This is a genomic window from Pectinatus brassicae, assembly GCF_014201835.1.
Lineage (GTDB): Bacteria > Bacillota > Negativicutes > Selenomonadales > Selenomonadaceae > Pectinatus > Pectinatus brassicae.
Genome location: NZ_JACHFH010000032.1, coordinates 1 through 25,546 on the forward strand (window position 1 = coordinate 1; position 25,546 = coordinate 25,546).

The following is a 25,546-nucleotide window of genomic DNA, read 5'->3' on the forward strand; positions in this document are numbered from 1 at the left end:
CACGGTGGACACCCTTGCCTTGAGCTATGTGCTTGGCACTATTAACCCACACTCGGGACTTTCACCCGTTAGACTGCGCCCATGCCGGGCGCACCCAAAAAAAGACGCACAAATCCAATACCTGGATTTATGCGTCTTAGCTACTCGGTTAATAGTATATTAATATAATATTTTAGTCTTGTCAATTTTTAATAAAGTTCATTTTTACTAATTCTAGCAATCAATTGCTCAACTTTATTATGAATACTATTGATTATTTTTGTAAATTCTTCATCTGACTTGCCCGAAGGATCATCAAGTCCCCAGTCTTCACGATATTTGCAGGGAAGATATGGGCACTGGACATTACAGCCCATAGTTATAACTACATCAATCGATGGTAATGTTGATAACAACTTGGATTTTTGCAGTATTTCCATATCAATACCTACCTCTTTCATCAAGCGTACGGCATCCTGATTTATACTGTCCTTCGTTTCTGTTCCTGCTGAATAGGACTCACAAATATTAAGTCCCATAACCCGCATAAAAGCTTCCGCTATTTGTGACCGACATGAATTATGCACACAGACAAATGCCACTTTGACCAAATTAATTCCTCCTGATTATACAGCTTCAATATATTTATGATTTTTCCATTTACCGCTGCGCCAGCGAAATATAAAAATAATCCCCCTAATACATTCATCACAGGCCATGCCTATCCAAATGCCTATAAGTCCCATACCTAGTACTATACCAAAAAAATATGATAATCCAACGGCAAAACTCCACATGCAAATTATACCGACTATTACCGGCAGCTTTATATCACCCGCAGCCTGCAAAGCGCTGACCATAACAATATTAATGCCCCGACCAATTTCCAATATAATTTCTACCAGTAGAACCATGTGACCCAACTGCAAAATTTCCCGATCATCTGTAAACAAACGCAGTACATAATCACTGCCAAAATAAAACAGCAATGTCATCGTTGTGCAGATACTAACTGACAACAAAGCTGTCTGCCACACTTTTCTGCCAACAATATCTTCCCTATTGGCTCCTATAAAATAACCAACAATAATCTGACCGGCTGAAGCCAGAGCTATAGAATAAATATAACAAAAAGTTGCCAATATATAAACATATACTTTAGTATTGATAACAGCCAACCCAAACATATTAACCATTTTCATAACCGTCATCTGCGACAGCTGATAGGAAAGGGTTTCGCCGCCGGAAGGTATACCAATAGACAATACCTGCCGCAATGTTTTCCACGGAAAAGGCTGTAAATATTTCCACGACATATTTACCTTTAAATAGCGACGGAAAACAAAAAATAAAATTAATAAGCCTAATAATTTATTACCATTTGTCGATATAGCTACACCTAAAACGCCTAATGCTGGTATTGGTCCCAACCCAAAAATAAGAATAGAGTTGCTTACTATATGAAATATATTCATGACCAATGATACTACCATTGTTGTCTTTGTCCAGGAATGACCGCGAAAGGCGGCTACCAGTGAAAAATATAATCCCTGGAAAATTATACCGCCGCCAACAATTGTTAAATATGTATTGGCTTCAGCCATAATATTTGACGGCAGATCCAGCCATATAAATAACTCCTGGTGAAAAATAATCAGCAAGGCACTTGCTGCTAAACTAAAAACCCCATTAAAGAAAAATGATACTGTACAAACTTCTTCAATCTTTTTTTGATTCTTAGCACCAAAGTATTGGGCAATCAAAATTGTTGTTGCTGTACTCATAACCGTCAATAATATAATAATGACGTTCATTATCTGATTAGCATTGGCTACCGCGGCAACTGACTGCTGTGAATAATGGCTTATCATAAACTGATCAACATTCCCCATCAGCATTTGCAAAAAAACTTCAATAAAGATCGGCCAGCTCATCTTTAATATTGAAGCATTAAAATTCATTTTTGCCATAGTAACTCTATCTCCTTCTCTTTCATAGATAGCTACTATAACACTTATTATTTAAAGTAACAAGCAGTTTAATGTAAATTATTCAATATAAATATATTCTTATTTTAACAAAAATTCTTATATTTTTTCAGGATAAACTCAACCAAATTTTCTAAAAACATTCCACCATTTCATTATTATACTATCAGGAATAATCTTCGTTTTTATATGATAAATAGTTGCTATAAACCCTGGTGTTGATACATTTTTATTTTTTTTAGCATCATGCAGCGCTTTACGCGCAACATCTTTTTTATTAGATGCAAATATAAAATTTTTCACATAGCTGTTATTTTTTGTCTTTTGTGCCGTTTCAATAAAGCTTGTATCCTTTATCCAATAGGGACATACGGCTGTCACTGATATTTTTCCGCTGATAGCTCAACTGCCAACGCCCGGCTGTAATGATACAAAAAGGCTTTACTTGCTGCATAAATATTTATATATGGCAGAGGATGAAATGCCGCTATCGAACAAATCTGCATAATATGACTGCCTTTTTTCATAAAAGGGATTACCAGCTGTGTTAGAAGCACCGCGGCCCGGCAGTTGAGATCTACCATATCAGTGCAATCTTTAATATCTATATCTTTATAACTGCCTATTTTCCCTTTACCAGCAGCATTGATTAAATATTTTACCTGTATTTTTTCCTGATACAATTTTTTTTGAATAATTATAAAAGGTTCTTTTTGCGTAAGATCAAAATCTAATATTTCCACATTAGTCTTCATTTGTGACGCAATTTTCTCCATACCCTGCCTCGAACGTGCTATCAGCCATATTACGTCAAGTTTCTCATTATCCAACAAATAAGTTAACTCTTCTCCCAATCCACTTGATGCCCCAGTTACTATAGCTATTTCCATTCTACTCACCTCTCTTATTTTTTTATTTTATTTTCTCAGCGAAATTCCTTTATTTTATATAAAATAACTAAACATGCCATACAGCTATATATAAAGCTAACCGTTTTGTAAAAGGTAATTATGTAATCTATTCTTAGCTTAACTTATTTCTACTTGATTAACTGTTACTAACTTTTATAAATATGTAATTAGCACTTACTTCATAAATACAAAAAGAGCAGTTTAGTCATATCAAATAGTGACAAAACTGCTCTTTTATATTTTTATTCTATATTCCTACCACAAATCACTTTAATTTTAATTAACCTTCAGTAATGTTTATTTCTTTCAGCAAATCTTTACGTGATAATTGGGCATTTAAAAATGCCTTTGTCGTTGGCGTATACAAATTCATATGTGTCTTTTGATCTATATATACAGTGCCCTTATCAATTATATAATCAAATACATGGCCGCCTTTTTGCAGGCTTTCATCAATAAAATGGAAATGATAACCAGCTACCGCTATGCCTTGAGCATATGCCGGCGTCCAAAACCCAACAATAGTTCCTTTGGTATTTTCAAATTCGATAGATTCCTGTTCCTTAACAGCCTGCACCATCGGTACATAATGTTCCTGATAACTTACCGTACGCGTACTTACTTTTTTAAACGTGCCTTCAATCAAAATTGCATAATATAAATTTTCACTGGGTATTAAATCCTTTACCAATGTTTCAAAAGATTTTTTTGTCATTGGCTCATCTATTTTATATTTTTTCTGCGGATTAAAATACGTTATGGTAGAAAATGGTGTAGAATCCTCTGATCCTAAAGGAATAGCTTCACCACCACGCAAGCGGTAAAATTTCCCATCAAAAGCAATAAGTTCACCATCCAAATGGTCAAATGTTCCTATGCCGAAATCGCCATGCTCTTTTATCTGATCATAAGTAAGTGCTCCATCATAGACGCCATCGAGTAAAGAACTCATTGTGGAAATCTGATATACTTCACCAGTTTTATCCATATAAGAATTCCCCCTTCATCTATAACACCTCTTTCATATTTTTTATCAATAATTAATTCAATTTATTAGGCAGCATTTTCTGCCCCAAAGCAATATTATCACTGTAATCAACCGGTATATCAACAACAACCGGACCTTCATTATAATCAAGTGCTTCCTGAATAACATCCTGCAATTTATCTGGTGAATCCACCCGTAGCCCCTTAGCACCAAAAGCTTCAGCATATTTAACAATATCTACCGAACCAAAATCAACACCAGAGGTACGATTGTATTTCATAACCTGTTGAAAAGCTACCATGTTGTATGACCCATCACGCCAAACGAAATGAACAACTGGTAATTTTAATCTTACTGCCGTTTCTAATTCCATTGCTGAAAATAAAAATCCGCCATCTCCAGAAATAGATATTGTTTTAGCTTTATTATTAACGAGGCAGGCAGCAATTGCCCAAGGCAGAGCCACACCTAATGTCTGCATACCATTGCTGAATAATAATGTTTTAGGTTCATAGGCACGGAAATGACGTGCCATCCAAATATAGTGTGAACCAATGTCGCAGGCTACTACTGTATTATCACTTATCATATTGCGCAGAGTATGAATAAATTCCAGTGGATGGACAAGATTGTCATTGCGCAATTTTATCAAACGACTGCTTTCAGCCAACTGTTCACGCATTGCTGCCAAAAAATATCGATTTTCCTTAGTTATTTCTAATTTATTAAGATACTTTGCTAATTCATTAACTGTTGCATCAATGCCGCCTATCAATTCAACATCAGGATAATAATAATTATCAATATCCGGCGGACATTCATCAAGATGAATAATTGTCCGGCCATCGTTTTGATTCCAATATTTTGGATCATATTCTACCGGATCATAACCAATAGTCATTATTACATCTGCTTTTTCCAAAACCTGATCACCAGGCTGATTACGAAACAGTCCAACACGCCCAAGAAAATTTTCTTTCAAATCCCTTGAAATAAGACCAGCTGCCTGAAATGTTTCTACCACAGGAATACTGCATTTCCCCAGCAAATTTCTTACCGCTTTCACTGCTGAAAATCTGCTGGCACGAATCCCTGCCAATATTACCGGCATCTTAGCTTGCTTTAAAAGTTTAGCAGCTTTTTCAATAGAGGTGACTGATGCCATTCCCTTCTCAGTCTTTACTACTGGCTTAAAGGGGCGAACCTCCGCCTCATCAGCCAATACATCCTGTGGCAGACTTACTACTGCTGCCCCCTGTTTTGAGGACTGTGCTGAACGAAAAGCATTTGTCATAACTTCCGGTACTGTATTAGCATCAATTACTTCTGCGCTGAATTTTGTAATCGGATTAAATACGGCTACATTATCCAATGCCTGATGTGTCTTTTTTAATTTATCATCACGACTGACATTGCCTACCAAAGCTATCACTGGATCATTTTCTACATTTGCCGTTACAAGTCCGGTAGAAAGATTTGTTGCACCCGGTCCTGATGTTACAAGACAAACCCCTGGTTTACAGGTTAACCTTCCAACCATTGCTGCCATAAAAGCAGCATTTTGTTCATGCCGACAAACTATCAATTCAGGACCATGGTCTTGTAATACATCAAATACTTTATCTATTTTAGCTCCAGGTATGCCAAAAATATATTTTACATCCTGTTTTTCCAAGCTATCAACAACAAGCTCCGCACCCGTCAATCTTGTTTTTTGCGGTGCCTGCACTTTTTTCTTCTCTAAAATTAATGATTTCATAAGCTCTACCTCTCCTGCACTTATCATTCATCATCTAATAATCCTCTGGCCAGAGAAAATATGATAACTTAGTTGGTTATAAATTTTATTAATGGAATTTATTATTTTCTATAAATATAATATAACATTCGTAAATTAATTGTTCAATTACATTTTTTCGATTATTATAATAGATATAAACTATCATAGGAGGAAAAAATGGAAATACGTCACTTGCAATACTTTATTGCTGTTTGTAAACATCTGCATTTTACCAAAGCTGCTGAAAGCCTAAATATAGCCCAACCAACACTAAGTCAGCAAATCCATGTGCTGGAACAGGAAATTGGCGCAGAACTTTTTGACCGTGTCGGCAAAAAAGTTCTGCTTACACCTGCTGGTGAAATACTATTTCGCCATAGTATGCGCATATTTGATACCATTGAGCAGGCTTTAGCTGAAATAAGCCAACTCAACGGGCTGGAACGCGGCCAAATAAAAGTAGCTTGTCTTGGCACTTATCTGGCTATGGAAACTATCATTGAATTTCATAAACAATACCCTAATATCCACATTGAACTGGAGCAATTATCCACAGAACAAATACGCCATAAATTACTGCAAAATGAACTTGATTTTGGGGTTGTTTTTCTGCCATTAGCCGATAAGGAACTCGAAAGCATCCCGCTTTATCAGGAAAAAATGGTTGTTATGGCTTCAAAAAATCATCCCTTTGCCCAAAAAAAGAGCCTGCTTTTTGAAGAACTAAGCAATGCCCCACTCATAATGATGTCGGAAAATTTTATTATACGAAGAATTTTTGATCAAACCTGTCATGAAAAAGGCTGTGCCTTCACACCGATATTAGAATTAAGCCAAATGGATGACTTGCGGGAAATGGTTGAACAAAATATTGGCGTCAGCGTATTACCTTCACTTTATATCCACAGTATGTGTAATCGCCGCAGCATCAAAGCTATTCCTTTTATCAATACACAAATCGAACGCACTATTGGCATTGTCTATCGCAAAGGCCGCCATATGTCCGCTGCTTCATTAGAACTTATTGAAAAACTGCAGGCATTTTTCCGTAAAAGATAATTAATACAAATTCATCAGCAATCTCCTTTACTTAAATAAATTTATTTTTTTAGCCTATTTTATTAAAAAAGTTACTTTTTTCTATATAATTTAATTAAAAAATAAAGTATAATTAGACGATAAGTGTTTTTCTATTATCATAATTTGGAGGATGTTTTATGAATTTATTTCGGACTAAAGACATTGAGCAAATGCGCGCCCTCGTTCGCGCTTCCGGAATGGCAAAAAATCTCGGTGTCATTGATCTTATTTTACTTGGTATCGGCGGTGTTATCGGTACGGGCATTTTTGTACTTACTGGTGTTGCTGCTGCTGAATATGCTGGTCCTGCCGTTATGCTTTCATTTATTATTTCTGGTTTTGCCTGTGGAATGGCTGGTCTTGCTTATGCTGAATTTGCATCAATCGTTCCAGCTTCAGGCAGTGCCTATACATATTCCTATGCAGCCCTAGGTGAAATAGTCGCGTTTATTGTCGGATGGAACCTCGTACTTGAGTATACTGTTACGTCAAGTGCTGTTGCTGCCGGCTGGGCTGGCTATGTAACCGGCTTATTTAAATCAGCTGGTATTCATCTGCCCTTTGCCTTGACTCATGTACCTGCCGATGGCGGTATTATAAATATCCCCGCCATACTAATCACATTGCTTTTATCAATATTCCTGATACGAGGCACTAAAGAAAGCACCCGTCTTAATCGAATTTTAGTTGGCGTAAAACTTTTAGCTGTTTTTATCTTCTTACTATTAGCCGGTCCACATGTAAATACTATGAACTGGCAGCCATTTATGCCATTTGGCTTTTCCGGTGTAGCTGGTGGTGCGGCTATTGTCTTTTTTGCCTATATTGGTTTTGATGCCGTAGCCACTACTGCTGAAGAATGTAAAAATCCATCACGAGATTTACCGATTGGCATGATTGGTTCACTTATTATCTGCACTATATTGTATGTTATTGTAGCTGCTGTACTTACTGGTGTCGTACCTTATACTCACCTAAATAACCCTGAACCCGTAGCTTATGCCCTACGCTATATTGGTTACAATATTGGTTCAGCCCTTGTTGGGGTAGGTGCTATCTGCGGCATCACAACTGTATTATTAGTACTGTTATATGGCCAGGCTCGTATATTTTTTGCCATGAGTCGTGATGGTATGATTCCTGCTAAAATCTGTAAAATACATCCACGCTTTCAAACACCCTATCTTGTTACTATTACCGGCTGTATTTTCGTATCATTGATTGCCGGCTTTGCCCCTATCGGTGTAATTGCTGAAATGGCTAATATTGGCACACTATCAGCTTTTTTTGTTGCCTCTCTTGGTGTAATGGTTCTGCGTATAAGAAAACCTGATCTGCCACGTACTTTTCGCTGCCCATTAATTTGGCTGGTTGGACCTCTAGCTGTATTGTCATGCGGTTACCTGATGTATAATCTACCTTGGGAAACATGGGTACGTTTTATCGTCTGGTGTATCATCGGCTTTATTATTTACTTTAGTTATAGTTATAAACACAGCTTTCTTAATAAATAAATATTTATAGAAAAAGCGGGACTGCCTTCATGTATTTAAGCATGAGAACAGTCCCGCTTCTAGTTTACTTCTTATTATTTTTTCAAACATTTTTCTGCTTCTTTTAATTCGCGGCTAACTTGTGCATAAACAAGTACTGTAAATACAAATGTTCCACCCAAAATATTTCCTACTCCTGTAGGAATAAGAAAACGAATGAAATAATCATAAAGATTTGCTCCACCATTTATTACTTCATAAGCTAATTCGCTGGAACCAACAACTACATGCGCAAAGCTCCCCAAAGATATAAAGTAAGTAAAAAATAATATCAAAAATAAACTAAAACTTTGTGACATCGGCATCATCCAAACAATCGCTGCAATGAGAATTCCTGCCGGTATTCCCTGAATTATATTTTGCATAGGCGTCATAGACACTACATGAGATGCTATCCCATGCAATGCTGCCGATAATTCCGGTGTTACAAATGTCGGTATTGATAAAAATATTGCTGCCAGCAGCGTTCCTATCAAATTTGATAAAAACACCAGTCCCCACAACCTGCTTATCTGCAATAATTTATCTAGCGAAAATTCCCTAAATAATGGTATCACTGTTGTTATTGTGTTTTCGGTAAAAAGCTGCATTCGTCCTAAAATAACAATAATAAAACCTGAAGTATATCCTATGCTGGTAATAAGATTAGCCCACGGTTTATCTGGTAAATACATCGTAAGCACTGCCTTAAATAAAAAAGAAAATGATATTAAAATCCCCGCAGCAAAACCAGAATAAATTAAAGCTTTTGTTGGTCTTGATAATTCTTCATCACCGTCACGCCGTATAATTTCAAACAATAAATGCGGTGATAATCGTTCATGTTCTTCTAGTATAACCTGCTCTTCACATGATATTTTGGGTTTATCATCTCCCTTTATTTTTATAATTTTTCTTTCCATACTACTATCAGCATGTATCATTATATTTTATTTACACCTCACTTAAATCCTTATTAACGTATATATGATATTATATCAGTCTTGCGTTTTGGCGCCAATTGTCCAATTACTTTTTCACCTTTATAACCTAATGTTACTGCAAAAAAGGGCTTATAATTTTCTGGAATATGCAGTTTTTCTGTTTCTGGCAAAGCAAAGAAAAAATTGACCAACCCCAGCCAACAACTGCCAATGCCAATGCTTTCTGCTGCCAGCATCATATTCACTATAGCACCAGCACAATCTACCAGCGGTGTATAGTGAAAATTGGTACCTGCTAATGGCAACGGTGAAGAAGCAGTCTCATCACCTGATACTATAATTACTGTCGGTGCCTCATAAAATACATTAAACCGTGATGATTCCCCCATTTTATTAGCCCATTCATGCTGAGGCAACCGCATCTGTTCTTTTATTTTCTCATTCATTAAATTAAGTAAATCTTTATTTTGTATTACAGTAAAGTGCCATGGCTGACAGTTATGTCCACTTGGTGCATAGGAAGCCGCTTCAAGAATTGTTGTCAATTCTACATCTTTTATTTGCTCCGCTTGATACTGTCGCACACTTCGTCTATTTTTTATTGTCTTTAATACTTCATTCATTTCGATTCCTCCCTGTATCATCTATTTCCCAGCGTTGTTCATATTAATAAAATACCATTTTTTTAGCAATATTCCTGTATAGTTCGTAATATTTATTAATATGAATAGCAAAAAAAATGTTATATTAATCTCACTTAATATAACATCTTTTATCATTATATGACAATCTTATTATTTATCATCAGTATTAGCCAGTTTTTCTTCATACTTTAATAAATGTGTTTCATAACCATCTATTTTTTTGTCTAAATATTCCAGCATTGTTTGCAGCTCTGTTATTTTTTCCCTAACATTTTCCCGCTGTTCAACTAGTAAATTTTTTCTTGATGGTATTGTACTATCGCCTTTTTGAAAAAGACTTACATATTCAATTAATATTTCAATGGATAATCCGGCACTGCGCATGCATTTAACAAAGTTGACCCACATACAGTCTTTTTCTGTATAATCCCGGTTGCCATTACTGCCCCGATTAACTGGTGGCAATAAACCAATTCTTTCATAATAACGTAATGTATCCGCACTTATATTATATTTTTTACTTACTTCAGTTATGGTCATTTTTATCCCTCCCTTTCTTATTTTTATAATATAGGTTAAAGGTAACTCCAAGTCAAGAAAAAAAGAAGCTTGTTACATATTTTATCAACATGCAACAGCCCCTAAATAATGTTAGTTTATTTGATTCCATCAAGCAATATATATATACATAATAAATATGTCATCATCATAACACTAATTGCAGCACTAACCATTCCTAAAACAATATTTATAGCCATTGGCAGTTTTTTTATTTTTTTGCCGAAGAAAAAACCACTTGCCAGCATAGCTATTATCATAAAAACTAACGCCGAATAAACAGTCATTTTCCTCTCCTTATTTATAATCAACCTGCTGCGTTTCCATATTGCCAGCTAAGATGCCCTCTTGTTACTTTCCAATGGGCTACAGGCCAAATGTCTTTATCGGAACCACGATGTATTCTGAAACGATGCTTTGATGTCGCCCAAGGTGACATCATTTTATCAAAATTACCAAAAGTTCCCTGTACTGTATCTGATTCGCCATTTTCACCAGTAATATATGCTGTAAGTGTTATATCATTTATATGATTGATATATTTATCCGTATTATTTTGGAAATAACCTTCAATTATCAATGTATGACTCAAACCATTTTCGGTCATTGGATAGTATACCTTCGTCGTGTGCCAATCCAGCTTAGCTGCATCGGCATGTACTGGCATTATGCACAGTATTCCCAAAAATATAGTCACTGCCAAAAAAATTGTAGTAATATTTTTGATCATTATTTATGCCCTCCTATCTACATTCCCAACTCCCCGCAATACTTCCTAATTAAACATATCTATAAAATATTTCACCTCCTATATTTCAAACAAGATATATAACAATTATGAATAATTTTACAATTGTAAAAACTACATATATATTAATTTTACCTAATATATATAAAATCCTTTATTATTCCAGATAAAAAAACATGGGATTATTATACACAGTCACTCGTATAATAATCCCATGTTTTTTACTGCGCCTTTATCGCCCAACGCATTTTTGTAGAATGAGCCCGACTATTGCGGAAACACTCTTCTTTAGACGGTCTTATCACATCTTTAGCGATTTCCTCATATATTCCCTGACGCTGATATTCCTTAAATGCCTTTTTTACCAAACGGTCTTCGCCTGAATGAAATGTCAGTATTGCTATCTTCCCGCCTGGAGCAAGTACCTCTGGCAGCTTGGCTAAGAATTCATATAATACTTCAAATTCACGATTTACATCAATACGCAATGCCTGAAAAACACGTGCACTTGATTTTTTTACTACATCTTTTTTATCTTCAATTACTATATCTTCTAATGCTTTTTCTATTTCATTATGCAGTTTCATAGTTGTATCTATTGCCATACCGGCCTTAATATCTGCCACTATTGTTTTGGCTATTTCTTCGGCATACGGTTCATCGGAATTTTCCACCATCATTCCTGCTAATTCTTCCTGTGATAAATTTTGCAATAATTGACTGGCAGCAATCCCTTCATTAGGATTTAATCGCAAATCAAGCGGCCCATCATTTTTATAGGAAAAACCTCTTTGCGGATCATCTATCTGCATCGAAGATACGCCCAAATCTGCCAAAATAAAATCAAAAGGTCTTGTTTCTTTCATTAATTCATCAATTTGGGCAAAATTCATCTGCTTGATTGTAAGTATTTCTTCACCATAGCCTTTTTGTGCTAAACGTTCTTTTGTTTTTACCGATTCAATCGGATCAACATCAAGCGCATAAAGATGACCTTCACCTTTAAGCTGTTTTAACATTTGTCCACTATGTCCACCATAACCCAATGTAACATCCAGCCCATGCATGCCTGGCTTTATCTGAAAGAAATCAAGTATTTCATTTACCATAATAGGAATATGCATACCTGCTGGTGTACTGCCTTTACTTATTACCTTTTCTACCGTATCCGCATATTTTTCCGGGTTATGTTCCTTGTATTTTTCGGAAAACTTCCGTGGATATTTCCCCTTATAGCGCACACGTCTTTTATGCTGCTTAGTTTCACTATTATTTTGTTCCATTAAATCTCACCCTTATTTTAAATTATTTTTATTATACCATTATTTACACCAAACTAATAAATTTATGCTGTCCGCTTGTTAATATATTAATTATGCTATATAGTATATGATTAATAGTTTTCAAATTTACAGCTTATATTAAATTGAGGAGAATTTTTATGGATAGTATAACTAAAGTCCTTGATTCTATGGTTTCTTACTATGGCAGTGATATTAAACGCATCAGCCATTTTTTAAAAGTACATGGCTTTACCAAGTTAATTGCTGCCAATGAGAATCTGGACTCAGCCCAACAGGAACTTCTTGAAATCACTGCCCTTACCCACGATATTGGCATTAAAATCAGTGAAGAAAAATATAATAGCTCCGCTGGTAAATACCAGGAAATCGAAGGACCGGCTGAAGCTGAAAAAATGCTTACAGATTTGGGTATCGATGAAAAGATAATTACCCGTACCTGCTGGCTTATTGCCCATCACCATACTTATGACAATATTGATTCAGTTGATTACCAAATATTGGTAGAAGCTGATTTTCTTGTAAATATCAACGAAGATAATATGTCTGCTGCTTCAATTAAAAGTATTGAGAAGAAGATATTTAAAACTGCCTCTGGCTTAAGATTACTACATCATTTATATCCGTGTTAAAATTTAATATTAAATATCATAAAGAGGCCGTTTACGCATTTGCGTATAACAGCCTCTTTATTTATTTTACCCTAAAAATTTTAAAATCTCGGGATCCTTTATTTTTTTATCATTGGCTAACAATAATACTTTACTGATAAGCTCGGCTGTTTTAGGATCTTCATCCACAAATGGCAAAAAGATATGGCCGCGATGCTGTGAATGAACAGGGAATACTGGCAGCATACCACTGCCTTCTTTATGAATTACACCAGAACCAAGGTGAATATTATATCTGCCATAGTGTCCATCAATCATCATATGATGACCATCAATAGAATAATTATCCAGCTTAAACAACTGTAGATTATATTCCAAAATAGATTTACGCATAGCCAGTGTCGAGTGATTAAGCTGGACATCAATACCTCCAACATAAGCCACGCTTACTACAAGATCAAGATCACGCATTGTTTCTGAAAATAAAATTGGTGATAATTCCTGCATATCTTTACTCTTACCAGTTTTATTATCGACAAATACAACTCGTTCCAATGACGGACTTTCAATTTCCGATGGCATAAACCAATCAGCATAGGAATATAAATCAATGCGCAGATTCTGCTTGTGATTTATTTTTTCAAAACCTTCACTGTCGTTTACAATCCAGTTTCTCGATTTTAAGATGCCCAATGCTTTACGTCCTTCAATCTGATAACCGGAAAATCTTTCAGTATAGCCATTTTGCTCTTTTTCCTCAGCTGTCATCATATATAATTCACGAAACACCTGTTTAAACGGCTGGATAATTCCATCTGCTAATATTTTTTTCTGCCAAAGCGGCCACTGTCCGACTTCATTTAAATCTGCCGGATGTGCCAGTGTCAGCTGTGCATCTTGCGGGATAATCACTTCATCAGTAAGTGTGTACATAATATCAGCCTTAATGAAGCCTATTTTATCTTTATATTTAAATAATAATAATTTAAGCATTGAACCAATAATCGGATGTTTTTCTAATGCTGTTATTTCCTCGCTGGTAAGAATATCTTCGTTTATCATACAATCTTCCAGCGAACGTCTGGCCCGCATAAACTGTTCTTTAAGTGATTTTTTTAGTTCATTAAGTTCTAAAATATAAGCATTTTTTTTATATTTGGCCGGAATATTTTTTAACTGTTTGCCATTTTTTTCGACAATTATCTCTGGTTTAGATGGATTTTCCAATGACAATGCTACCGTTATTTCATCAATCTGCTTAGGTATAAAAAATTGTTCTTTGCTGTTTAACAGCTCAATTTCCATTGCCCACATAAAGCGATTTACATCATTATAGCCATAAGTCCGCGCCAGATTACTAAGAGCTATTGTCGCCTTACTAAGTTCTGTTGCCCGTCTTTGTGCACCGAACTGACGGCTTTCTTTGATAAACGCCTGCAGACGTTCATAGCGCTTAAGTGCCGATTTTTTCTTATTGCTGCCACGCAGCGGCAATAAGCCATAAGCCAGTACCATTTCCTGATTGCGCTTATCATTTATTCGTGCTAAAACTTCACTTTCTTTTAATTTACCACGTACCGCATCAGCAAAATACTGCGCTCGTTTATGATTCCCGCCCGAGGAAATATATTTGGCACAATCGTATAATTCAGCGAATTTTTTTGTACCAAGCTCTTTATAACTGTCCTTGAACCAGTCTATGTCCATTTGTCCGGCATTAAGATCAGCAAAATCAATATCAGTATATCGATGAACTTTAACCGCATCGGCTTTGGAAAGGCCTTCATTCATATGTGCTTTAAAGTAATAAGCTGCTTTCCTTAAGCCCTTAAATTTCAGACATTTTTCTGTGAAATCAATAAAATCAAGATTATACATTGTTGCTTCCAGTAATTTTTTGCGGGTAATCTTATATTTTTTTACTAATTCAGCAAATTTTTCCTGTGTATCACTGTCATTAGGTTTTGCATAATAAATAATATGGGAAAACATTCCTTTTCGCCCGTTATCACCCCAGATATAACCACGAACAAACGGTGTATCAGCCATTTTATAAATAGCCTTCAAAAAAATTTCCATGCCATTAAATATATTAGCCTTATGCAGTACAGCTGAATATTCAGTCTCTGTTTCCGTACGCTCCAGCTCTACCTTAAGCATTACATCAATCACCTTATCATATATTTCAGTAATTAATTTATCTGCTTCCTGCCGTCTTATAAGTCTTGATATTTCATTAATTAAGCGGCTGCTGTTGGATTCCTGGAAATATCCTCTTTCTTTTTTTACTTCGGTGTCCATCAATAATTTATAAATATAATCTTCTTTAATTAAATTATTTTTGATAAATGCCTGTAATGCTATAAGTTCTATACAATTAACCGGAGCTTTATTCATTTTTTCCGCATGCATTACTATATTAAAGATGTCCTTGATTCTTTCGCCATCCAAGTTTTCTTTATTTACGACTTTATAGCGCAGCATTATATCTATATCACTGCTTTTATATTTATCTTCAGCTGCTTTTTCATCGAGCATCAGCATATATTGGTATAAATCAATATAAAAATCATTATCTTTTTTATTGTTATACTTCCCCTGCTCATTTTTATATAAGCGAACAATGTCAAAAACAGCCATTACACTTTCCCAATGAGTTGACCTTTGTCCCTTATCCATTTCTTGCAGGAATTGGCGAAATTTCTTAAACTCTGGGAAATAGCCTACTGTACTTAAATAATCAAATCGACTTATTAGTGTTTTATTATTATAAGAATTATATACCTCTTCAATAACGTCACTATAATAAATATACAATGGCAGTATATCATCATTTATTTTATCAGCCAGTGACAAAAATTCTTCATAAAAAAGATATTCTTTATAATCATTTTTATCATAGTCTCTGCTTTTACGATGGCAGATATGACGACAACGATAATCTATGCCAAATTTATACCATTCTTTAGTACCATCATAATTTTCATATTGACATTCCCTGCCGACTAATGATTCATGAATAGCTATGATTTTTTTTACTATATCGATATAAGCCGCTTCATCCAGCTTGATGAAGCTATCAATATTTTCCTGCTGATAACTAAGTTCGCCAATTTGTGGTTCATAATCTTCATCATAGAAATTAAGCAGCTGCTGTTTTTTCTCTTTACTGTCTTTATCTATTATCTGGCTGATATAATCAGCCGTTACTGAATCTTTTTGCATTGCCTGAGCTTGTTCTATTACTCCCGTATACTGCGGTAATTTCTCCAATCGTTCTTTATTATCAAGCAATAGCACCAGCCCGCCATGACGGCATTCTTTTTTCTTATCATTAATAAGATTTTCGGCACAGCTCAAGACAATCTGCGGCTCAGCTTGTAAAAATAATTTACTGAGATATTTGCGCAAATCATTGCGGCGGCTCTTAAAATAAGCAGCTATCTGCTGATATTCTTCAGCCTGTAAAACAACATCATCCGCCTGTAATTTTTTAAAGGCAAACTGACGTATATCCCCTAAATTAGAGGATAATAACTGCAGTGCTTTTTCTTTTACATATGGCACCTGCATATTTTTAAAACCATGTCCATATTCTAATTTATCAACATGACGATAACCAAAATCATAATGATCCTGCATACTATCGGCCAAATCTATTTGTTTTTCAATAATGCGGTTATAATAGATTTCCCGCGTTATTTCTTTATCCATTAAATGATAAGTTTTTGGTGGTTTCTTCCCAGCATTATCAAGACATTGCGCCGCTGTTATTAAATAATACAGCTTGTCATTATCATTATTGAAATACAGTTTTCTTACTGTAATATCGAGCATAGCAATTGATAATGTCAGATTATCTTCCATCTCCATGCTTATTAAATCACTAATAGTCCGGACATCCATATATGTATTGCAACGTTCCATAAAATCAGCACATACCACCTGCTTATAAAATGGATAATTCCTGATATTTTCATTGATAAACTGTAAAGTATTATCAAGATTATCAAGCGACATCGTATATAAAGCTATGTAAAAATCAAAGGCTGATTCACTAGCGAGATATTCCTGCTGTTTATCTTCTACAAGACATTCATAAATCTTTTGCGGCAGACGAGCCAAATTTTTATCACTAATATCCATACTAAGTCCGGTAAAATACATAAATGACTGTTTAACCGAAGAAAAACGTATCAGATTTTCTTCAACAATATATTGCAAAAATCTTTTAAATACACTTATCTCGGCAAAATCAATTTTACTGACAATTGATTGGCGTAATCCCTCAGCCGTTTGCGCTGTTTTCAGTAAGTCCATCACCATATCCTGTGCTTTTACCGATGTTGATGCCAGCATACCAAAGATAAGTGTCTGGGAAAAATTAAGCAAATTTTCATTATCATAAAGCATATGGGATATATAGGTATTTAATTCGTCAGCATCTTCCAAAGATAAAGCTGCTGCCCAAAACACACCGCCCGCTATACGTTCATTATATTCATCAAAATATTTTTTCCCCTGCAGATAATCTGCCGGATCAAAAGTCATATTCTGTAATAATAAAAGCTTCTGAACAAATCCACATAATTTTTCAAATTCATTATAAATGCTTTGTGGACGATAAGCTCTTACATCGCCATAACGCTCAAATAATACCCTTGTAGCCATTAGGTCTATAGCTTTACAATATATATTTTTATAATAATCATTAAGCTGACTATAAAAAAACCTTATTATTTCATTTTCTAATAATTCTTCCTTAGTTTTCGGTGCATTATTTAATTCCTGCTTGCGTAACGCTTGCAGCCGTTCTCGCTCTTTATAATCACCTATATATCTGTTTTGAATAGCCAATAAACGATCATATAGATTTATTGACTCTTTTTTAGCCATCTCCAATAATAAATTAGTCTGCTCTTTTTCATATGTATAGTAACTTGTTTTTTCTTCCATGTATTTTCTCCTATTCGGGGATATTTTTCATCTTTTATACTATTAGAAGCAGCGGCCGGCCAGCATTGTCAGGCGCACTAAAACAATAACATCATTATTTTGCAATGATAAAACTGTATTTGTATCTTCAATCTGCTTATCATTAATAAAAACCACAAATAACCCATCGTTAAATGCTTCTATTGCTGTTCTTTTTGCCTCACTGCGGTCAATCACTACATCTTCACGATATTTAAAACCAAAAGTTACCTTGCCCTGTTCCAGCATAGTATCGATATCAGCCTGACTTAATACTTTAAGTTCATCCTGTTCATAACGGTCAATTTCACAATCAACCAATGCACCAATAAGTTCCAGCAGATTTTTTACTGCTGTCAGCTCATAATCACGATATTCAATATTACGCCTTTTTGCTGCTGATTTTACTGCAATTTTTACTATCATATCTGCTCCTTATCATTTATCTGCCAGTAAATTTTACTAAAGTATGATTTTCACCAGCCAGCTCTTCATCAATAATTTTTGCTATTATTTCCCAGTCACCGCCGGCCAGACCAGCTCCGATAAGCGGATAACCGATTTTTTTACCGGAAAAATCTTTTTTTATTGCTCGAAACACCTGACGAACAGCTTCATAATAAACTAAACAACCTTTTCCCCGCCAGTTAAACTGTGTATAGGCATTGATAACAGTAACCTGTTCAATTTTTGCTTTTGAATAAGTCCCCATTTTAGCCTTGCTGCCTTTTTCCGTCTGACAATCAGCTGCATAAGCCTCGGGAAATTGCTGTTTAATTGATTTAGCAATACCCGCTCCCATAGTACAATGACAATTGCAGCCATGAACAATCACATCAAACTTGCCTTGCTTAGCCAGCATTAAAAGATCACCTGTAATAATTTTCATTAATATCCCCTCTTTCTATAATATTCAGCTTATAAATCTAAGTATTCAAGAATATAAATTATTAGTTGGTCTTTTATTACTTAATATTTATATATTACGATTACTAGTATTTATATGTCAATAAAACTTCCTAAAAATAAATATAGCATAAAAAAAAGGCATATTTTTGTCATTAGCAACAAAATATGCCTTTTCTTGTTATTTAATTACTTCGCATCAATTAATACAATACCGCCCTTACGCTCATAGCCGCTGTCCCATAAATCATCGAGTGACAGCCAATGCTCTGCCCCATATGTTATTGCTTTAACCATAAGATTATCACCTGTTTTTTTATAACCGGCCAGCCAAAACCAATGCCAAACATAATCACTAAGCTCAGGATCTTTATGTTTAAGATTAAGATACGGTACAGGCATTTTTTTATCTATTTGCGCACATACTGCATTTTTAAAATTAATTAATGAACAATTGCTGTATATACCGGCAAAATTTGTATTTTTCTCACCATTATCAGCAAGATAGTCCTTAAAACCATCCATAAATATTTCCAATGTATCTATTCCTGTTACTCTTGGCGATAAATACGGCTTCATTATATTGGAAAAATTTATATAATCTTTTTTGCTAATCTGTGCCAAATTATATGGATATAATAATTTTTTACCAAAATACAATGATAAATATATACAGATATCACAGGCTGTAACTGCACCACAGCCACCAAGTTTCATCCAATAATCAGTAAACCAATCCTGATTGCCGCCTATAGCTTTATCTATTGTAAAAAGTTTTAATTCATCCATTATATTCACCCAATTCATATCTAAAATAATTTTTTATATTATACCATTTTACTATTATTTTTCCAATTATAATTTTAAAAAAAGAACTTCGGGTTTTATATTTCCATATAAAACCCAAAGTTACTCATAAATGATTTATCATACTGGCTGAATAAGCAGCTCCAAAACCATTGTCAATATTTACCACGCTAATACCACTGGCACAGCTATTAAGCATAGTAAGCAGTGCTGTCAGGCCACCAAAGCTAGTACCATATCCCACGCTTGTCGGTACTGCGATCAACGGCTTATCAATTAATCCGCCAATAACACTGGCCAATGCGCCTTCCATTCCGGCAACAACAATCACAACCTTGGCCCCACGTATAATATCAAGCTTATCAAAAAGACGATGAATACCTGCTACTCCGACGTCAACTATCTTTTCTACTTTATTGCCCAGTATTTCAGCTGTAGCTGTCGCTTCTTCCACTACTGGTAAATCTGATGTTCCTGCCGACACTATCGCTATATAGTTATCTGTCAGCTTCGTTTCTTTTTGTCTGATGGTAATTATCCGTCCCAGCTCATTATAAACTGCCTCTGGACAAATTTTATAAACTGCCTCATATGTATCTTTATCGGCTCTGGTAGCCAGTATATTATTTTTTTTCGTCAACATAAATTCAATAATTTTAACGACCTGCTCTACTGTTTTACCCGCACAGTAAATCACTTCAGGATAACCATTACGCAGTTCCCGCTCATTATCAATTTTGGCAAACCCCAAATCTTTATAAGAAAAATCTTCCAGCTCTTTTAAAGCATTATCTATACTCATATTGTTTTGCTGCACTTGCTGTAAAAGAGATTTTAATTCTTCTTTATTCATCATATTCATCCTTACCATTATTTAAATTTATTCTTTATCTAATAATACAACTTAGTGCTAACTCTAAGTCAATATTTTTCACTATAAAACATCATTATTTTATTTATTACTGCAATCACTATTTTTACTATTGGCAAAGCGTGCATCAGCCTTACGAATAAATAAACTGTATTTCTTACTAAGTTCAGTAAAAGTTTTTTGTACTTTAACGGGAATATCTACATGAGCAATATAGTCTTTTCCTTTTGGACCATAGCCATTTACATCATCCATAAGACGTGGTATTTCGCCTAACAGCAAACTTATATATTGCTGCATTGTCCACATTCCCCATATTTTATCATCAAATAGAAGTTCATTATTTTTTGTAGTTACTTTTACTTTATATGCAGTAAAATTAATAATATCAATATCATTTCGGTATTTTTTTAAACCAGCAGCCATTCGCCTCTGCATGGCTGCATCCTGTATCATTATAATATTTTTACAATCTATATTATTTTCTTTTAATAAATTAAGCAGCAAAGTAATATTATTGCCGCAATTTGTTGATTTCGTTTCTAATAAATCAACCTGCAAACTATATTTTTCCTGTAAATAAGCCGCAAAAATTTCCGCTTCCGATAGATTACTGATATCAATATCCAATAAGACTGATTGCATTTTTTTGCGCAGATTATCAGTCGTATGACCTGCCCCGCCCACAATAATATATTTTTTAGCAATATTATTATGCATTGCTTCAGCCAATACATCCCCACCTGCCAATATACTGCCACCAAATAATACTAATACATCAGCCTGTTTTATTTTATATTTTTTGTACAAAATTTCCTGCGATAAATTATCAATATCCCTTTGCCCACAAAACTCTGCCAATGTATTTATGCAGTGTGCAATTTTTTCCATGCTCTCCTCCTACTGACCAATATTAATTGTCTTATATATAATAAGCATACTATTCTTGGTAAAATCTGTTTTTTTGTACATCATATTTTATTATTGTATTTTTATACTGATGAAATTTATTGGCAAAATAAAAACTGGGAATAATGGACTTTCTCATAATAAAATACTCCTAATCAAATATCTGTTTGCTTTCCCTCAAATGATGTTTTTATCCAAAGGAAAAACAGTTATTATAAGTGTAACATAAATCAGCAGCTATCAACAAAACAGCTGTGTAAAATAATAAATAAATTTTAGTTAGGAGAAAAAATATTATTAAAATTACAGCTCACTAATAATCCACATTAGACACGCCTCCCCGATGTTCTAATGTGGATTATTTTTTAATTATTTTTTATTCTACTCAATACCCTATCATGATATTTACGAAAAATTATAAGAGCTGTTATTGCTCCAATGAGCGCCATCAACATATCCCATTGCGTATCCCATATATCTCCCTGAGTGCCTAAAAAAGCTTCTGCTGCTTCGCCAGTCATCTTTGCTACAGCAAATTCAATAAGCTCATAGCTGGCACTAATCGCTAAACATATGCACACCACTATAAAATTCAATAATTTGCCAGCTTTCAGTGGTGATTTTCGCAGTAATATCTCACGAGCAGTAATTGCCGGAATAAATCCCTGGGCAAAATGTCCCAATCTGTCATAATAATTGCGGCTAAGATCAAAAGTATCCCGCAACCAGTTAAAAACCGGCATTTGGGCATAAGTATAATGACCACCAATTATTAAAATTACAGCATGCACCGCCAATAGACAATATACAAATGTCGAAAACTTAAATTTTTTATATGTGCCTATAAGAATAACCATACCTATCAAAACCGGCAGCACTTCCAAAAACCAAGTAAAAAAATCATGGGGATAAATACCAGAGCATATCAATGCCACGATTACAAGCATCAATAATATTGAATTATTATATTTACTGTTCATAGTTCATCCTCAATTTTCTTAATATTTATTTATTCTATTCTAGCAGCATCTATATTAATCCTGTTTTATGCCCAGCCATATATTCCCCGCCAAAACAAGCCTTGGACTAAAATGTCCAAAGCTTATTTTTCTGGCATATTCGTTTATTCTAAAGACTTCCACCACTCACTAAACTGCTGCTCCGCATCACCAATACGAACTACATCACCAATTTCCGGAGTAAGAAGCTTATAACCTTTATCTATGCTGCTTGCTTCTAAACGATCATAAGGATTATACCAGGTGTGACTGCTTAAAGCAAATTTACCATTATGAGCTGGTATAACTGTTTTTGCATTTATATCTACTGATGCCTGCGCAGTCTGCTCTGGCATCATATGGATACGCGGCCATTTTTCGTTATACTGCCCATCTTCCATTATAGCCAGATCAAAGCTGCCAAACATCTGTCCAATTTCTTTAAAATGAACGCCATAACCACTATCGCCACTATAAAACACACGTTTTTGTGGTGTGACAAAAGCAAATGAAGCACATTCTGTCTGATTTTTTTTCAATAATCGTCCAGAAAAATGCTGTGCCGGCAAAATATAGACGCTAAAGTCATCAGATAATTTTACCTGAGTATACCAATCTTCCTCATGAATCTGCTGTGTGGAAAAACCCCATTCCTCAAAATATTCCCCCACACCTAACGGACAAACTACATCCTTAATTCTATCCTTCAGTGCTTTCACCGTATTATAATCAAGATGATCCCAATGATCATGCGATATTACGAGTATATCAATATCCGGCATATCTTCCGGCTTATAAGCATCTGTTCCCTTAAACGCTTTATTAATAAAAGAAAGTGGTGAAGCATAATTTTCAAGTACCGGATCAATAAGAATGCTTTTGCCGTCAAGCTGCATATAAAAAGACGAATGCCCCAGCCATACAACAATATCCTTTTTTTTATCCAGCTGCTTTAAGTTTATTTTTTTCACCGGCAATGGTTTATCCGGAACGATATTTGTTTTATCTTCGGTCAGATAACGAACTGTTGCTGCAAACTGACTGCCTTCAACGATTTGTTTTACTGGTTCCAATGCCTGAAACTCACCATTAATATAATGCGGTGATGCTTGTATTCTGTCCAGTCTTTTTCCTGTTGCCATGTGACCAAATTCCGGCTGCTGCAAAAAAGCATACGCCATCCCGGAAATCAGTATCAACATTATTATAATCAATATCAATATTTTCTTCACCATTCCTTATTCTACCATCCATTCACTAACTATTACTCATTATCTAAAATTATATATTATATTTGCATTGTGCTAGTTGAGTTTTAGCTGCCTAAAAGGCTTCCCTATATGCTATAGTTCTTTGCGCTTTAGCGCATATACTACAGTTCTTTGCACTTCAGTGCTTAGAAATGTAGTAGACAAAGCAGAAATATAGTACCCACAGTGTGCAAAGCTGCCTGAAAGTTTAATATTAATTAGCTTATAAACTAACCCTTCCGTCACTGCTTCGCAGTGCCACCTTCCCTAAAGGGACGGCTTTAAAATTACAAAAAATGAGGTTGACGCACATATTTTATTAACATGCGTCAGCCCCATAAAAAAAACCTTTATCAATAAGCTTTTTTAAGTATGTCTAATATTTCTCCAGCAGTCATTTTTTTATAGCCGCCATCAAGAATTACAGTAGAATTAGCAATCTGTGGCAGCATTTCTTCAGTTGCGCCTAATTCTTTAAGACTTGTTACCATACCGCATTCTTTAGTAAATGCTTCCAATGCATCGATACCCGCTAAAGCAATTTCTTCTTTAGTTTTACCAGTACCATCAATATTCCACACATTTTCAGCATAACGAACAAATTTATCAAGCCCATATGAATAGATATATCTGTAATATGGCAATGATACTGCAGCTAAGCCCATACCATGTGCGCAATCAGTATAAGCACCAACCTGATGTTCAATCATATGAACTTCCCAATCCTGCTTTTTGCTAAGTCCCATAATTGGGTTCATAGCCAAAGTAGAACTCCACATCAAATTACTTCTTGCTTCATAATCTTTAGGGTCTTGAACTGCTTTACGGGCACTATGAATTATAGAGCGAAGCAATCCTTCAATTAAGTAATCAGTAGTAACATCATCTTCATTGGAAAAATATGATTCCATTAAATGGGACATCATATCAAAAATACCGCTTACCATCTGATATTTAGGCAATGTAAATGTATATTCAGGATTTAAAATCGAAAATTTAGGATTTACATTAGCAGGGAAAACACGACCCATTTTAAGTTTTTGTTCTTCATTGGTTATAACAGATCCGGCGTTCATTTCTGAACCTGTTCCTGCCAAAGTTAAGATAGAAGCAACTGGAACTACTTCATTAGCCAATGGTTTAAAATCAATCCAATAACGTTTCCAGTAATCTTCTTCACAATGTGCTGATACAGAAATTGCTTTGGCACAGTCAATTACTGAACCGCCGCCTACAGCTAAAATCAAATCAACATTATTTTTACGAACTAATTCTACACCTTCAACTACTTTTTTATAAGTTGGATTAGCCATAATACCAGACAATTCAACTACTTTTTTGCCGCCATCCTGTAAAATTTTCATTACGGAATCATAAAGGCCATTTCTTTTAATAGCACCTTTACCATAAGCCAACATTACGGTATCACCGTATTTTTTCAGCTCATCACCTAAAACATCTAATGAATTTTTACCAAAATGTATTGCCGTTGGATTTTCATATGTGAAATCTATATTCATCTAAATCACTCCTATTAATTAGTTTTATTTGCTTTATACCAGTTAATAGTATAAATCTTTTTCTGTTCTTAAAGGCTCCCCTGTAGGGGAGCTGGCAGCGCAAGCTGACTGAGGGGTTTCTATCATATAATTAACCCTTCCGACTTGACTTCGTCAAGCCACCTTCCCTAAAGGGACGGCTTAAAAAACATAACACTTTATTAACCAATATAATACAAATCAATATTTCCTACAAATTTATTCTAAC

The 25,546-nt window shown here is 34.9% G+C and carries 24 protein-coding genes; 3 read left to right on the forward strand and 21 right to left on the reverse strand.

The features are described from left to right. Nucleotides 1–188 precede the first annotated feature (188 nt). The 6 genes from HNR32_RS10825 to alsS all read right to left on the reverse strand — a co-directional run bounded on the left by HNR32_RS10825 (nucleotide 189) and on the right by alsS (nucleotide 5,625). Entirely contained in the window at nucleotides 189–581 is a 393-nt protein-coding gene (locus tag HNR32_RS10825) for an arsenate reductase ArsC (protein WP_311636840.1), read from the reverse strand. 24 nt (nucleotides 582–605) lie between these two features. Continuing rightward, nucleotides 606–1,949 (reverse strand): MATE family efflux transporter, encoded by a 1,344-nt coding sequence (locus tag HNR32_RS10830; protein ID WP_183862554.1) that lies wholly within the window; start codon nucleotides 1,947–1,949, stop codon nucleotides 606–608. 138 nt (nucleotides 1,950–2,087) lie between these two features. Continuing rightward, nucleotides 2,088–2,348 carry a hypothetical protein gene (locus tag HNR32_RS13880; protein ID WP_196611155.1) on the reverse strand — a complete coding sequence of 87 codons (261 nt, stop codon included), beginning with the start codon at nucleotides 2,346–2,348 and terminating at the stop codon, nucleotides 2,088–2,090. Continuing rightward, nucleotides 2,345–2,857 carry an SDR family NAD(P)-dependent oxidoreductase gene (locus HNR32_RS10835; protein WP_196611154.1) on the reverse strand — a complete coding sequence of 171 codons (513 nt, stop codon included), beginning with the start codon at nucleotides 2,855–2,857 and terminating at the stop codon, nucleotides 2,345–2,347. The genes HNR32_RS13880 and HNR32_RS10835 overlap by 4 nt, the downstream gene beginning before the upstream one ends. Nucleotides 2,858–3,158: 301 nt before the next feature. Then, nucleotides 3,159–3,866 (reverse strand): acetolactate decarboxylase, encoded by a 708-nt coding sequence (budA, locus tag HNR32_RS10840; protein ID WP_183862556.1) that lies wholly within the window; start codon nucleotides 3,864–3,866, stop codon nucleotides 3,159–3,161. Between the two features lie 52 nt (nucleotides 3,867–3,918). Continuing rightward, nucleotides 3,919–5,625 carry an acetolactate synthase AlsS gene (gene alsS / locus HNR32_RS10845; protein WP_183862558.1) on the reverse strand — a complete coding sequence of 569 codons (1,707 nt, stop codon included), beginning with the start codon at nucleotides 5,623–5,625 and terminating at the stop codon, nucleotides 3,919–3,921. A 198-nt stretch (nucleotides 5,626–5,823) separates the two neighbouring features. Between alsS and HNR32_RS10850 the strand changes: the two genes are divergently transcribed. Both HNR32_RS10850 and HNR32_RS10855 read left to right on the forward strand, forming a co-directional pair. After that, on the forward strand, nucleotides 5,824–6,705 hold the full coding sequence (locus HNR32_RS10850; protein WP_183862560.1) for a LysR family transcriptional regulator: 882 nt from the start codon (nucleotides 5,824–5,826) through the stop codon (nucleotides 6,703–6,705). A gap of 158 nt (nucleotides 6,706–6,863) precedes the next feature. Continuing rightward, the gene (locus tag HNR32_RS10855) at nucleotides 6,864–8,240 is read left to right on the forward strand and encodes an amino acid permease (RefSeq protein WP_183862562.1); all 1,377 of its coding nucleotides are present in this window, start codon (nucleotides 6,864–6,866) and stop codon (nucleotides 8,238–8,240) included. A gap of 74 nt (nucleotides 8,241–8,314) precedes the next feature. Here the strand turns inward: HNR32_RS10855 and HNR32_RS10860 are convergent, their stop codons facing one another. The 6 genes from HNR32_RS10860 to rsmH form a co-directional block, all read right to left on the reverse strand. Continuing rightward, entirely contained in the window at nucleotides 8,315–9,181 is an 867-nt protein-coding gene (locus HNR32_RS10860) for a formate/nitrite transporter family protein (protein WP_183862564.1), read from the reverse strand. 53 nt (nucleotides 9,182–9,234) lie between these two features. After that, nucleotides 9,235–9,825 carry a nitroreductase family protein gene (locus HNR32_RS10865; protein ID WP_183862566.1) on the reverse strand — a complete coding sequence of 197 codons (591 nt, stop codon included), beginning with the start codon at nucleotides 9,823–9,825 and terminating at the stop codon, nucleotides 9,235–9,237. A gap of 171 nt (nucleotides 9,826–9,996) precedes the next feature. Continuing rightward, the gene (locus tag HNR32_RS10870; protein WP_183862568.1) at nucleotides 9,997–10,386 is read right to left on the reverse strand and encodes a MerR family transcriptional regulator; all 390 of its coding nucleotides are present in this window, start codon (nucleotides 10,384–10,386) and stop codon (nucleotides 9,997–9,999) included. A gap of 116 nt (nucleotides 10,387–10,502) precedes the next feature. Continuing rightward, the gene (locus HNR32_RS10875; protein ID WP_183862570.1) at nucleotides 10,503–10,691 is read right to left on the reverse strand and encodes a hypothetical protein; all 189 of its coding nucleotides are present in this window, start codon (nucleotides 10,689–10,691) and stop codon (nucleotides 10,503–10,505) included. Between the two features lie 20 nt (nucleotides 10,692–10,711). Further along, the gene (locus HNR32_RS10880) at nucleotides 10,712–11,134 is read right to left on the reverse strand and encodes a hypothetical protein (protein WP_183862572.1); all 423 of its coding nucleotides are present in this window, start codon (nucleotides 11,132–11,134) and stop codon (nucleotides 10,712–10,714) included. 239 nt (nucleotides 11,135–11,373) lie between these two features. After that, on the reverse strand, nucleotides 11,374–12,435 hold the full coding sequence (rsmH, locus tag HNR32_RS10885) for a 16S rRNA (cytosine(1402)-N(4))-methyltransferase RsmH (protein WP_183862574.1): 1,062 nt from the start codon (nucleotides 12,433–12,435) through the stop codon (nucleotides 11,374–11,376). Between the two features lie 158 nt (nucleotides 12,436–12,593). Between rsmH and HNR32_RS10890 the strand changes: the two genes are divergently transcribed. Further along, nucleotides 12,594–13,085: an HD domain-containing protein gene (locus HNR32_RS10890; protein ID WP_183862576.1), complete on the forward strand. Its 492-nt coding sequence runs from the start codon at nucleotides 12,594–12,596 to the stop codon at nucleotides 13,083–13,085. Nucleotides 13,086–13,151: 66 nt separating this feature from the next. Here HNR32_RS10890 and HNR32_RS10895 read toward each other — a convergent pair whose 3' ends face one another. The 9 genes from HNR32_RS10895 to HNR32_RS10935 all read right to left on the reverse strand — a co-directional run bounded on the left by HNR32_RS10895 (nucleotide 13,152) and on the right by HNR32_RS10935 (nucleotide 25,299). Further along, nucleotides 13,152–18,020 (reverse strand): DUF4132 domain-containing protein, encoded by a 4,869-nt coding sequence (locus HNR32_RS10895; RefSeq protein WP_183862578.1) that lies wholly within the window; start codon nucleotides 18,018–18,020, stop codon nucleotides 13,152–13,154. Between the two features lie 42 nt (nucleotides 18,021–18,062). Then, on the reverse strand, nucleotides 18,063–18,464 hold the full coding sequence (locus HNR32_RS10900; protein ID WP_183862580.1) for a hypothetical protein: 402 nt from the start codon (nucleotides 18,462–18,464) through the stop codon (nucleotides 18,063–18,065). Nucleotides 18,465–18,480: 16 nt separating this feature from the next. After that, the gene (locus HNR32_RS10905; RefSeq protein WP_183862582.1) at nucleotides 18,481–18,927 is read right to left on the reverse strand and encodes a macro domain-containing protein; all 447 of its coding nucleotides are present in this window, start codon (nucleotides 18,925–18,927) and stop codon (nucleotides 18,481–18,483) included. A 206-nt stretch (nucleotides 18,928–19,133) separates the two neighbouring features. Next, complete coding sequence (locus HNR32_RS10910; protein ID WP_183862583.1) at nucleotides 19,134–19,733, reverse strand: hypothetical protein; 600 nt, start codon at nucleotides 19,731–19,733, stop codon at nucleotides 19,134–19,136. 124 nt (nucleotides 19,734–19,857) lie between these two features. Then, nucleotides 19,858–20,604, reverse strand: a complete 747-nt coding sequence (larB, locus tag HNR32_RS10915) for a nickel pincer cofactor biosynthesis protein LarB (RefSeq protein WP_183862585.1) — start codon at nucleotides 20,602–20,604, stop codon at nucleotides 19,858–19,860. A 99-nt stretch (nucleotides 20,605–20,703) separates the two neighbouring features. After that, nucleotides 20,704–21,513: a YdcF family protein gene (locus tag HNR32_RS10920; RefSeq protein WP_183862587.1), complete on the reverse strand. Its 810-nt coding sequence runs from the start codon at nucleotides 21,511–21,513 to the stop codon at nucleotides 20,704–20,706. Between the two features lie 383 nt (nucleotides 21,514–21,896). Further along, the gene (locus HNR32_RS10925) at nucleotides 21,897–22,511 is read right to left on the reverse strand and encodes a DUF2238 domain-containing protein (RefSeq protein ID WP_183862590.1); all 615 of its coding nucleotides are present in this window, start codon (nucleotides 22,509–22,511) and stop codon (nucleotides 21,897–21,899) included. A 143-nt stretch (nucleotides 22,512–22,654) separates the two neighbouring features. After that, a complete protein-coding gene (locus tag HNR32_RS10930; protein WP_196611227.1) occupies nucleotides 22,655–23,731 on the reverse strand; it encodes an MBL fold metallo-hydrolase in 1,077 nt (358 codons plus the stop codon). A gap of 401 nt (nucleotides 23,732–24,132) precedes the next feature. Next, the gene (locus HNR32_RS10935) at nucleotides 24,133–25,299 is read right to left on the reverse strand and encodes an iron-containing alcohol dehydrogenase (protein ID WP_183862594.1); all 1,167 of its coding nucleotides are present in this window, start codon (nucleotides 25,297–25,299) and stop codon (nucleotides 24,133–24,135) included. Nucleotides 25,300–25,546 lie beyond the last annotated feature (247 nt).